The organism is Aeromicrobium sp. Root344 (assembly GCF_001425755.1).
In the GTDB taxonomy this organism is placed as follows: domain Bacteria; phylum Actinomycetota; class Actinomycetes; order Propionibacteriales; family Nocardioidaceae; genus Aeromicrobium.
The window spans coordinates 1,695,060-1,706,030 of record NZ_LMDH01000001.1 but is presented as its reverse complement, the minus strand read 5'-3'; the positions used below and the strand labels follow the sequence as shown (position 1 = coordinate 1,706,030).

Genomic DNA, 10,971 nt, shown 5'->3' with positions numbered 1-10,971 from the left:
GCTGCTCGACCGCATGGTCGACGCCGGACTGCTCGGCAAGAAGACCGGCCAGGGGTTCTACGGCTACGAGAAGTAGTCCTGGCCGACGACCCGGTCGTCGACGTGCGCGGCGAAGAACTCGGCCTGCTGGCGCATGATGTCGCGCATCCCCGAGCCCTGCGCCACGCCGTAGACCGTGCCGCTGAAGTCGAGCTCGCGCTGGATGGGCCAGATCTCGTCGTGCCGCTCGGGCGGGAACATCTGCGCCGGGTCTCCGACCGCGACCCACCCGATCGGCAGCGACTCCCCCGGGCCGATCCGGGAGTTGACCTGCAGCACGCTGTTGATGCGCAGCTCCGACCCGGTCTCGACGGACGAGCCGGGGAACAGCGACGCACCGGTCGCGATGAACACCTCGTCGGCGATCGTCGCACCGTTGACGTGCGCGTGCGGCCCGATCATGACGTCGTCGCCGATCGACACGGGATGCGTCGCCCGACCGCGTACGAGCGCGTGCTCCATCACGACGACGCGAGCACCGATCGTCACGCTGCCGTCCTCAGCGGTCACGACGGCACCGTGCAGGACGCGGACATCAGCGCCGATCGTGACGTCGCCGCTGATGACCGCCGTGGGTGCGACGTAGGCCGAAGGGTCGATGCGAGGGCTGGCTCCACGATGCTCGATCAACATGCCTCAGACGCTATCGCCGACATCGGCCGGCTGCCCAACGCCATTGGCCGCGGCCGGAAGCTGCGGCTCGACCCAGAGCACCGAGACCACGACCACCACCAGCACCCCGACCAGGAGCATCCCGATCCAGGCCGCGCCCAGTCCGCGGTCGATCAGCAGGCCGGCGACGGGCGGCCCCGTGACGGACGCCGCCTGGAAACCTGCCGAGCTGATGGCGTTGTAGCGGCCGCGCAGGTGGTCGGGGGCCAGGTCGTTGACCATGGCGGGCACGGTTGGCTGGAGCAGGGTCTCGCCGAGAGCGAAGACCGAGGCACAGGCAGCGACCAGGAGCGATGCGCCGAGGGTGCCCGGGATCAACGACGAGGCGCTCAGGAGCAGCCACGAGACCGCCCACATGAGGGCCATCGCCACGACGACGCGGGTGCGCCGGCGGCCCTCCATGTGGCGCAGCACCAGCAGCTGCAGCAGCACGATGACCAAGGTGTTGGCGGCGAACGCCCAGCCCAGCGCCCGCGTGGACACCTCACTGACAGCTCGTGCGTAGGCCGGCATGCCGGCGTTGAGCTGGGCGTAGCCGACGAACGCCGCGGCGAACGAGAGCAGGGTCAACGACAGCACAGCCGGTCGGCGCAGCAACGCGAGATAGCTGACTCCGGCCGCGTCGGCGGTCGCGTGCTCGTGCGGTTCGCTGCGATGCGGTCCGCCGACGTGACGCAAGGGTCCCAGCAGGAGGATCAGGGCGGGCAGATAGCTGGTGGCCTCGGCGAGGTACATGATCTGGAACGTGACCGGCCGCGACACGTCAGCGACGATCCCGCCGATGATGCCGCCGACTCCGACACCGAGGTTGAGCAGGGCGAAGTTCATGCCGAAGTAGCGTGGCCGGATGCGCGAGGGGACGATCGTCGCCACCATCGACTGCGAGGCGGGCCAGGCCAGGCCGAACGAGGAGCCGACGAGCGCGAGCCCGACGGCGGCGACCGGCACCGTGGTGGCGAACGCCATGATCAGCTGTCCCGTGAACGCGGCCAGGAGCGAGGCGATCATGGCCTTGCGCGCTCCGATGCGATCGATGACGACGCCGCCGGGCCCCAGCACCAGGAACCCCGCCAGGGACAGCAACGCCATCAGCAGGCCGACGGTGTCGAGGCTGAACCCGCGGATCTCGTGGAGGTAGACGACCCAGAACGGCAGCACGAGCCCGGTGCCGATGAACTGGAACGCGACGACGGACAGCAGCAACCGGCCCTCGCGGGGCAGGTCTCTCCAGAAGCTGCTGAGGGGCGGGCGACAGGGCTTGGCGTCGGCGCTGCTCATGCGTACGCGCGAGAAGAAGTCGTGGGCACTGACCCACTCTCGCCCATACGTGTGACAGGTCCTGCTGGGGGTGCAACCTCCTCGCAGCGGGGTGCACGATAGACATGAGCCACGTCACGCCCAGGAGGCACCCGTGTTCTACCCGTTGACCGTCATGGACTTCCTCGACCGCGCCGTCACGGTCTATCCCGATCGCATCGCCGTCATCGACGAGCCCGACCAGCCGGCCGAGTCGTGGGGCGAGATCACGTACGCCGAGCTGGGCCGACGGGCTCGGGCCCAGGCTGCGTCGCTGGACGAGATGGGCGTGCCGGTCGGCGGTCGCGTCGCGGTCGTGTCGCAGAACTCCGCGCGGCTGCTGACGTCGTTCTTCGGCGTCTCGGGCTGGGGCCGCGTCCTGGTGCCGATCAACTTCCGGCTCGCGGTCGCCGAGATCCGCTACATCGTGGAGCACTCCGGCGCCGAGGTGCTGATGGTCGACCCCGCGCTGCGGCACCTCGTCGACGAGGTCGACTGCAAGCGGACGTTCGTGCTCGGCGAGGACGACGACAAGATCTGGGGCTCGACGGCGGAGCCGCAGCCCTGGGAGGGCGACGAGGGTGCGACGGCGACGATCAACTACACGTCGGGCACGACCGCGCGACCCAAGGGCGTCCAGCTCACGCACCGCAACAACTGGCTCAACGCGACCGTGTTCGGCTGGCAGGCGTCGGTCTCGGACCGCGACGTCTATCTCCACACGCTGCCGATGTTCCACGCCAACGGATGGGGGCACCCGTTCGCCGCGACCGGCATGGGCGCCACACACGTCGTGCTGCGCCAGGTCGACGGCACCGAGATCCTCAAGCGCATCGAGCAGCACGGCGTCACCTACCTCTGCGCGGCGCCCGCGGTCGTCACGGCCGCGCTCGACGGGGCGAAGACCTGGGACGGCGAGATCCCTGGCCGTGACCGCGTACGCATCATCGTCGCCGGCGCGCCGCCGCCGACCCGCACGATCGAGCGCGTACGCGAGGAGCTGGGCTGGGAGTTCATCCAGATCTACGGCCTCACCGAGACCGCACCCCTGCTGACGATGGCACGCATGCGCGCTGAGTGGGACGACCTCGACCCGCACCAGCAGGCCGTCAACCTGGGCCGTGCCGGTGCGCCCGTCATCGGCGTACGCATGAAGATCGACGACGAAGGCGAGGTGCTGGCACAGTCCAACCACAACCTTGAGGCGTACTGGGACAACCCGGAGGCGACCGCCGAGGCGCAGGCCGACAACTGGTTCCACACCGGTGACGGCGGCACGTTCGAGGACGGCTACATCGCGATCGCCGACCGCAAGAAGGACGTCATCATCACCGGCGGCGAGAACGTCTCGTCGATCGAGGTCGAGGACGCCCTGAGCTCGCACCCCTCGGTGCGTGAGGTCGCCGTGATCGGCATCCCGGACGACAAGTGGGGCGAGCTCGTCACCGCGCTGGTCGTGCTCGACCCCGACGCCGAGCCGGTCGATGAAGCCGGACTGATCGCGCACTGCCGTGAGCACCTCGCGGGCTACAAGTGCCCCAAGAAGATCGAGTTCCGCGACGAGCTGGCCCGCACCGCGACCGGCAAGCTGCAGAAGTTCAAGCTGCGCCAGCCCTACTGGGAGGGCCACGACCGCCAGGTCAACTAGACGCCGGTCACCAACTTTTGAAGACGTGCGCAGGCTCCCGAGCGCGAGAACCTGCGCAACGCTTCAAAAGTTGGGGCCGTCAGCCGGGGGCGCGGAGCTGGGCCGACAGCGGGCAGTCGAACGGATCGCGGGCGCGCAGGCCGACGTTGTTGAGGTAGTCGACGACGATCGCGTACGAGTGGAAGAGCCCGACCTCCATGTAGTCGATGCCCTCGCGCTCGCAGTGCGCGCGGACGAGCGGCTGCGCCTTCTTGAGGTTGCACCGCGGCATGTTGGGGAACAGGTGGTGCTCGATCTGGTAGTTGAGCCCGCCCATGGCCCAGTCGACGACGGGGTTGCCGCGGACGTTGCGCGACACCATGACCTGGCGGCGCAGGAAGTCGAGCTTCATCTCCGGCGGGATGATCGGCATGCCCTTGTGCGCGGGGGCGAACGAGGCGCCGAGGCAGAACCCGAACACCGCCATCTGGATCGCGAAGAATGACACCGCCTTGCCGAGCGGCAGGAACGTCAGGAGCACTGCGACGTACGCGGTGAGGCGCGTGACGACCAGGAACAGCTCGACCCGCCGCCACGGCTGGTTGGACTCCTTGTCGCGCGCGGCGCGGATCGACTCGGCGTGCAGGTTGAGACCCTCGAGCGTCAGCAGGGGGAAGAACAGCCAGCCCTGCCGCTTGACGAACCACCCCGCGAATCCTTCGGTGCGCTGCGCCACGATGCCGGGCGTGAACGCGATGGCGCCCGGTCCGATGTCAGGGTCGTAGCCCTCGAGGTTGGGACCCTTGTGGTGCATGTTGTGCTTGGCCCGCCACCAGGCAAAGCTCAGCCCGGCGAACGCTCCGGCGAGGATGCGCGCGGTCCACGCGTTCCATGCCGAGGACGTGAACATCTGACGGTGTGCCGCGTCGTGGCCGAGGAAGCCGAACTGCGTGACGATGACGCCGAGGGCTGCGGCCAGGATCAGCTGGAACCACGAGTTGCCGAGCCAGAAGAACCCGGCCCAGATGGCGAAGAACGCGCCGACGTGCGCACCGATCTGCAGCCAGTAGTAGATGTGGGCCCGCTCCAGCAGCCCGGACGCCTTGACGTCCTGCATCAGCTCGGTGAAATGACTGACGTATTGCTCACTGGGAGCGGTGTCTGTCTGGGCTTCTTGCGTCATGTGCGGCCCCTTCCCTTGAGGACCGTGCACGCATCATCGGGCCTACCGCCGCAAACTGTCTACGCTCCACCATCGTTGCACGCGTACGTGTCATGAGCGCCTCGAAAACCTGTGAACTTCGCGAGAACAGCATCGCTGCAGGTCGGAGGGTCAGCCAAGCACCAGGAGCAGGTCGCCGCCCTCGGCCTGGCGGGTGTCGGGGATGACGAGACGCGCGACGGTGCCGGCGTTGGGGCTGGTGATCGAGGCCTCCATCTTCATGGCCTCGATCGTGGCGACGGTCTGGCCGGCCTCGACCGTGTCGCCCTCGGCGACAGTCGCGTGGACGACGCCGGCGAACGGGACGGCGACGTGCTGCGGGTTGGTCGAGTCTGCCTTCTCCGAGGCGGCGACCTTGGAGTCGACGGAGCGGTCGCGCACCTCGGTGGGGCGGAGCTGGCCGTTGATCGTGCCGAGCACGTTGCGCATGCCCCGTTCGTCGGCGTCGCCGATGGCCTCGACGCCGAACAGGAGCAGGTTGCCCTCGGAGACCTCGACCTCGGTCTCGTCGTCGTTGCGCAGTCCGTAGAGGAAGGCGCCCGTCGGTACGGCCGACAGGTCGCCGAACTCCGCGTGCGCCTTGTCGAAGTCCTGGGTCGGGCCGGGGAACAGCAGCCGGTTGAGGGTGTGCCGCCGGTCGTCGGCCAGGCCGGCACGATCCTCGGCGGTCAGCTCGGTGACCTTGGGCTTGGCGTTGCGGCCCTGCAGCGCCTTGGTGCGGAACGGCTCGGGCCAGCCGCCGGGCGGGTCGCCCAGCTCGCCGGAGAGGAAGCCGATGACAGACTCGGGGATGTCGAACGACGCCGGGTCGTCGGCGAAGGCCTTGGGGTCGGCACCGACTGCGACGAGGTGGAGTGCGAGGTCGCCGACGACCTTGGACGACGGCGTCACCTTGACGACATTGCCGAGGATGTCGTTGGCCGCGGCGTACATGTCCTCGATCTGCTCGAACTTCTCGCCGAGCCCCAGAGCGATCGCCTGCTGGCGGAGGTTGGACAGCTGGCCCCCGGGGATCTCGTGGCGGTAGACCCGGCCGGTGGGCGCGGGCAGCCCGGACTCGAACGGCGCGTAGAGCCGGCGGGTGGCCTCCCAGTAGGGCTCGAGCGCGTTGACCGCGTCGATGTCGAGGCCGGTCGTACGTTCGGAGTGGTTCGTGGCCGCGACCAGTGCCGACATCGGTGGCTGGCTGGTGGTGCCGGCCAGCGCGGCGGATGCCGCGTCGACCGCGTCGACCCCGGCCTCGATCGCCGCGACCAACGTGGCGAGCTGCCCACCAGGGGTGTCGTGGGTGTGCAGGTGCACCGGCAGGTCGAACCGCTCGCGCAACGCGCGGACGAGCGTACGAGCTGCGGGCGCCCGCAGGAGCCCGGCCATGTCCTTGATCGCCAGGACGTGTGCGCCGGCCTCGACGATGCGGTCGGCGAGGCGCAGGTAGTAGTCGAGCGTGTAGAGCTTCTCGTCAGGGTCCGAGAGGTCGGCGGTGTAGCAGAGGGCGACCTCCGCCACGGCCGTGCCGGTCGCACGTACGGCCTCGATCGCCGGCTGCATCTGGTCGACGTCGTTGAGCGCGTCGAAGATGCGGAAGATGTCGATGCCGGTCTCCGCCGCCTCGGCCACGAACGCGTCGGTCACCTCGGTCGGATAGGGCGTGTAGCCGACGGTGTTGCGGCCGCGCAGCAGCATCTGCAGGCAGATGTTGGGCGCCGCCTCACGCATCGCCGCGAGGCGGTCCCACGGGTCCTCCTTGAGGAACCGCAGCGCCACGTCGTACGTCGCACCGCCCCACGCCTCGATGCTCAACAGCTGCGGAGTCGTCCGCGCGACGTACGGCGCCACCGTCACGAGGTCGCGCGTACGTACGCGGGTCGCCAGCAGTGACTGGTGGGCGTCGCGGAAGGTCGTGTCGGTGACCCCGACGGTGTCGCGCTGGCGCAGTGCCGCGGCGAAGCCCTCGGGCCCGAGCTGCAGGAGCAGCTGGCGTGAGCCGTCCGGCGGCGCCACCGAGAGGTCCACCTCGGGCAGCTTGGAACGCGGGTCGACCACCGTCGGGGCGGCACCGTTGGGCTTGTTGACCGTGACGTCGGCGAGCCACGACAAGATCTTGCCCGCCGGGTCGGAGGCACCGTGTGCCTCGAGCAGCTCGGGGTGACCCTCGATGAACGTCGTCGTGACGTGCCCGGCGCGGAAGTCGGGGTTGGCGAGCAACCCCTTGAGGAACGGGATGTTGGTCGAGACCCCGCCGACGTGGAACTCACCGAGCGCGCGCTCGGCCCGGGTGACCGCGGCCTCGAAGTCGCGGCCGCGGCAGGTCAGCTTGGACAGCATCGAGTCGAAGTGCGCGCTGACGACGGCGCCGGTGAACGTGGTGCCGCCGTCGAGGCGTACGCCCGGGCCGCCGGGCGACCGGTAGGACGTGATCGTGCCGGTGTCGGGCCGGAAGCCGTTGGCCGGGTCCTCGGTCGTGATGCGGCACTGCAGCGCGAAGCCACGTGCCTTGATCGTCGACTGGTCGGCCAGGTCGAGGTCAGCCAACGAGTCGCCGGCAGCGATGCGCATCTGCGCCTGCACGAGGTCGACGTTGGTGACCTCCTCGGTCACGGTGTGCTCGACCTGGATCCGCGGGTTCATCTCGATGAACACGTAGCGACCGTCGGCGCCGAGCAGGAACTCGACCGTGCCGGCGCACGAGTAGCGGATCGACTGGGCGAACTTCACGGCGTCGGCGCACATCGCCTTGCGCGTCGCCCGATCGAGGTTGGGCGCCGGGGCGATCTCGACGACCTTCTGGTGGCGGCGCTGCACGGAGCAGTCGCGCTCCCTCAGGTGCACGACATTGCCCTGCTGGTCGGCGAGGATCTGGACCTCGATGTGCCGGGCGTCGACCACGGCTTCCTCGATGAAGCAGGTCGGGTCGCCGAACGCTCCGTCGGCCTCGCGCATCGCCGCCTCGATCGACTCACGCAGCCTGGCCGGGTCGTCGACCCGGCGCATGCCACGGCCACCACCACCGGCGACCGCCTTCACGAACAGCGGGTAGGTCAGGACGTCCGACGCCGACATGAGCGCGTCGACGTCGGCCGAGGGCTCGACGGACTTGAGCGTCGGGACCCCGGCGGCCTTGGCCGCGGCGATCGCCGACGCCTTGTTGCCGGTCAGCTCCAGGACCTGCTTGGGCGGCCCGATGAACGTGATGCCGGCGCGCTCGCACGCCTCGGCGAGGTCAGGGTTCTCCGACAGGAATCCGTAGCCGGGATAGATCGCGTCGGCGCCGGCGTTGACCGCGACCTCGACGATCGCCTCCGGGTCGAGGTAGGCCCGCACCGGGTGACCCAGGTCGCCGATCTCGTACGCCTCGTCCGCGCGTACGCGGTGCTCTGAGCCACGGTCCTCGTGGGGGAAGACCGCAACGGTCTGGGCGCCCAGCTCGTGGGCAGCACGAATCGCGCGAATCGCGATCTCACCACGGTTGGCGACGAGAATCTTCTGGAACAACGGGATCGTCCTTGCTCGGCGGAAGCGTCGGGGTCAACCTATCGCTCGGATGTCACGAGCACATTGCGAGGGTTCCCTCATGTTCAGTCCGTGAGATGGCGGCCGTTCACGGACAACTTCTCGCGTACGAGCGACGCAATTTCCCAATCTGGTTGCCGAAACCCCCGGGCCCGGCGATGATCAGGGAGATTCGTGGACAGGCGAATCGCCACAGCACCAGGGAGTTCCGATGTCTCGTTCCGCTCGTCCGTCCGGGTTCCGCGCGACCACCGCCAGGCTCGCCATCGGCGGCGCAGCCGGGCTCGCGTCACTGCTCGTCGTCGCGCCGGCCGCCCTCGCCGAGGACGCACCCACGCCGGAGCCGACCGAGACGACCGATCCCACGCCGACCACCCCGACACCGCCGACGACCGACGAGGATCCCGGCACCCCGGGCGGCGAGACCACCGAACCGACCGAACCGACGGAACCGACCGAGGAGGCGCCCCCGACGCGTACGCCTCATGCCGACATCCGCAAGGGCGCGACGTCGGGCGAGCTCAAGACCGGCTCCGACGCAGCGGTGCAGGCCGAGGTCGAACCGAACTTCGGCACCCAGAAGTACCGCGTGGGCGTCCAGGTCGCCGACGGGTCGTACGTTCCCGCCGGCACGACCACCGCCGGCACCACGATCACGATCACGGAGGCCGGGCCGAACGTCGACGGTGGCAGCCGGACGTTCACCTGCACGACCAATGCCAGCACCCAGCTACCAGGCACCACGGCAACCTACTGCCTCGGCGACACCGTCCCTGAGGTCGACCGGGCCAGGGCGCAGGCCAGCGGCGTCACCGTCACGCCCGGGATCATCCCGCCGGACCAGATCTTCCTCGCGGCTCCGGGAAGCACCATCACGGTGCGGCAGACGACCGTGATGCCCAACCTCCTCCGCGACACGTCGACCGCCACGATCGATCCCTGCGTGTTCTCCGACGAGAATCCCTGCGCCCAGATCGGCGGATTCACGGCACTGTTCAACGATCCTGGGCTGCCGCCGATCGCGGTCGACGACAAGGCCACCACCGACGAGGGAGTCGCCGTCGACATCGACGTGCTCGACAACGACGACCCGGTCAACGGGGCACCGGTCAGCGGCCTGACCGTGACCTCGGATCCCGGTGACGGAACCGCGAAGGTCCGCAACGGCGAGATCACCTACACGCCCGACGACGGCTTCGCCGGCACGGACACGTTCGACTATCGCTACAGCACGCCCAACGGCACTGCGTCGGCAACGGTGACGGTGACGGTCCGGCCGCAGGAGGCCGTCGATGGCGACCAGGCGCTGCCCGACACCGGTGGCGCTGACCCACGGATCTTCGGCATCGGCGCGCTGCTCCTGATCGCCGGTGGTTGGCTGACGGCACGAGGACGGCGCCCGGGCGCCCATGCCCCTACCGACTGAGGGGCTCGAAGGCTGGTGGCGGTGCCTCGCGCTCAACGGCGACGGCACCCCCGCCTGGCTGGCAGTCATGCCGGCGACGGCCGAGCACGGTGACGGTGTGCTCGTCGAGCTGCCCGAACCACAGGCGTCCGAGGCGCTCGACCCGCACGTGATGTGCGTGGCTCGCTACGCCGGCGGGCAGGTGGCCGAGCTCGCCGTGTCCGCCGACGTCGCGCCCAAGGCGCCGCCCTTGTGGTTCGCCGATCTCCCCGACCCGACCGCCACACCGCCGACCGCGACCGTCATCGCCTTCACGGGCTACGACGTGCCGCCCGGCGCCTTGGTCGACCGTGCACGACTGCGCGAGCTGGGCGCCGCGAGCGAGGAGCAGCTCGGCGCCCTGCGGTGGTACCCCAACACCGGCGAGATCGACCAGATCTACGTCGCTCCGACCTGGCGCCGACGCAACATCGCCACCGCCATGCTCGTTGCCGCCGGCACGCTCAGCGTCGCGCGCCACGGGTCACGGCTGTGGGCCGACGGTCAACGCACGGCGATGGGCGAGCGGCTCCGCAACGCCGACACCTGGGCGCACCGCGCCGCGGACCTGACCCACATCCATCCGCCGATGACCCCGTTCGACGAACGCTGATCCGCTACGTCCCGCAGTCGATGTCGACCGTGAGCGTGACCTGCTTGCGGTCGCCGAGCGGCTTGGCGATGTCGCCCATCTCGGCGAGCGTGACCGATCCGGTGACCTTCGACCCGTCGTCCTTGATGGCGTACGGCAGGCTGTCCGCCGAGATCCTCGTGAACATCAAGATCTTGTCGCCCTTGACCGTGAACGAGTCGCCCCGCTCGTGGTCGCTGGGGGCCGGCCCGGAGAGCACAGTCAACGAGCCGGTCTTGCCCGAGGCCGCGAACTTCGCCGTCACCTGGATGCCGCCCTCGATCGGCACGCAGACGATCTCGGACAGGTCGCCCTGCCCCTCCACCGAGCCGCTGACGCTGAACGTGCCGCTCGTGGTGGGCTCCGCCGGGGCGTCGCTCGTGGTCGCCGGCGCCGATGACGGCGGAGCCTTCGTCGACGGGTCAGACGGCTCGTCCGATCCCCCGCCGCAGCCCGCCAGCAAGATCGCCGCCGCAGCCGCCACTCCCAGTCGTACGCGCACCTGACTCACATGCATCCCCGATCGTCGT

The 10,971-nt window shown here is 69.6% G+C and carries 8 protein-coding genes; 3 read left to right on the top strand and 5 right to left on the bottom strand.

The window, feature by feature from the left end; translation table 11 throughout:
- Positions 1-63 precede the first annotated feature (63 nt).
- Entirely contained in the window at positions 64-672 is a 609-nt protein-coding gene (locus tag ASC61_RS08435; protein ID WP_056210907.1) for a gamma carbonic anhydrase family protein, read from the bottom strand.
- 3 nt (positions 673-675) lie between these two features.
- Positions 676-1,989, bottom strand: a complete 1,314-nt coding sequence (locus ASC61_RS08430; RefSeq protein WP_056210905.1) for an MFS transporter — start codon at positions 1,987-1,989, stop codon at positions 676-678.
- Between the two features lie 133 nt (positions 1,990-2,122).
- Between ASC61_RS08430 and ASC61_RS08425 the strand changes: the two genes are divergently transcribed.
- Entirely contained in the window at positions 2,123-3,655 is a 1,533-nt protein-coding gene (locus ASC61_RS08425; RefSeq protein WP_056210903.1) for an AMP-binding protein, read from the top strand.
- Positions 3,656-3,734: 79 nt separating this feature from the next.
- Here ASC61_RS08425 and ASC61_RS08420 read toward each other — a convergent pair whose 3' ends face one another.
- Together ASC61_RS08420 and ASC61_RS08415 are read right to left on the bottom strand one after the other, a co-directional pair.
- Positions 3,735-4,817: a fatty acid desaturase family protein gene (locus tag ASC61_RS08420; protein WP_056210901.1), complete on the bottom strand. Its 1,083-nt coding sequence runs from the start codon at positions 4,815-4,817 to the stop codon at positions 3,735-3,737.
- Between the two features lie 150 nt (positions 4,818-4,967).
- Positions 4,968-8,348 (bottom strand): pyruvate carboxylase, encoded by a 3,381-nt coding sequence (locus tag ASC61_RS08415; RefSeq protein WP_056210899.1) that lies wholly within the window; start codon positions 8,346-8,348, stop codon positions 4,968-4,970.
- Between the two features lie 229 nt (positions 8,349-8,577).
- Between ASC61_RS08415 and ASC61_RS08410 the strand changes: the two genes are divergently transcribed.
- Together ASC61_RS08410 and ASC61_RS08405 are read left to right on the top strand one after the other, a co-directional pair.
- Positions 8,578-9,792 carry an Ig-like domain-containing protein gene (locus tag ASC61_RS08410; RefSeq protein WP_056210897.1) on the top strand — a complete coding sequence of 405 codons (1,215 nt, stop codon included), beginning with the start codon at positions 8,578-8,580 and terminating at the stop codon, positions 9,790-9,792.
- Positions 9,776-10,423 carry a GNAT family N-acetyltransferase gene (locus ASC61_RS08405; RefSeq protein WP_056210895.1) on the top strand — a complete coding sequence of 216 codons (648 nt, stop codon included), beginning with the start codon at positions 9,776-9,778 and terminating at the stop codon, positions 10,421-10,423. The genes ASC61_RS08410 and ASC61_RS08405 overlap by 17 nt, the downstream gene beginning before the upstream one ends.
- A 4-nt stretch (positions 10,424-10,427) precedes the next feature.
- On the opposite strand, the gene ASC61_RS08400 is transcribed toward ASC61_RS08405, so the two are convergent.
- Positions 10,428-10,958: a hypothetical protein gene (locus ASC61_RS08400; protein WP_157439427.1), complete on the bottom strand. Its 531-nt coding sequence runs from the start codon at positions 10,956-10,958 to the stop codon at positions 10,428-10,430.
- Between the last annotated feature and the right edge of the window lie 13 nt (positions 10,959-10,971).

What these genes read in the sequence shown, in the direction of transcription:
- ASC61_RS08430 (WP_056210905.1), bottom strand. Translation starts at nt 1,989, where the DNA reads ATGAGCAGCGCCGACGCCAAGCCCTGTCGCCCGCCCCTCAGCAGCTTC.
- ASC61_RS08410 (WP_056210897.1), top strand. Translation starts at nt 8,578, where the DNA reads ATGTCTCGTTCCGCTCGTCCGTCCGGGTTCCGCGCGACCACCGCCAGG.
- ASC61_RS08435 (WP_056210907.1), bottom strand. Translation starts at nt 672, where the DNA reads ATGTTGATCGAGCATCGTGGAGCCAGCCCTCGCATCGACCCTTCGGCC.
- ASC61_RS08420 (WP_056210901.1), bottom strand. Translation starts at nt 4,817, where the DNA reads ATGACGCAAGAAGCCCAGACAGACACCGCTCCCAGTGAGCAATACGTC.
- ASC61_RS08405 (WP_056210895.1), top strand. Translation starts at nt 9,776, where the DNA reads ATGCCCCTACCGACTGAGGGGCTCGAAGGCTGGTGGCGGTGCCTCGCG.
- ASC61_RS08400 (WP_157439427.1), bottom strand. Translation starts at nt 10,958, where the DNA reads ATGCATGTGAGTCAGGTGCGCGTACGACTGGGAGTGGCGGCTGCGGCG.